This is a genomic window from Cedecea sp. B1(4) (assembly GCF_059414925.1).
On sequence record NZ_JCAHMZ010000030.1, the window covers coordinates 1 to 265 of the forward strand.

Genomic DNA, 265 nt, shown 5'->3' on the forward strand with positions numbered 1-265 from the left:
CCTTCGGCGAGGTGGGCGTGACCGTGGGCAATCTCGGCATGAGGCAGGTCACCGCGGATCTGGGCCGGCCACTGTCGGCCGACGGTCGCTCGGGGTTCCGCGTCGCCGCGCTGGTCAACGAAAGCGACGACGTGACGGACCACGTGTTCTACAAGAACAATTACATCGCCCCCTCGTTTGCCGTCGCGCTGGGCGAGCGCACAGACCTGACGATACTTACCAGCTTCCTGGACCGCGAGTTCCTGCGCAACCAGGCCCTGCCGGC

General features: G+C 66.4%; 1 protein-coding gene. It reads left to right on the forward strand.

Annotated features, from left to right (window positions below; all coding sequences use genetic code 11):
- Nucleotides 1-265: hypothetical protein (locus tag ACR6JA_RS22020; protein ID WP_494599501.1), on the forward strand; the 265-nt coding region annotated here is incomplete at both ends.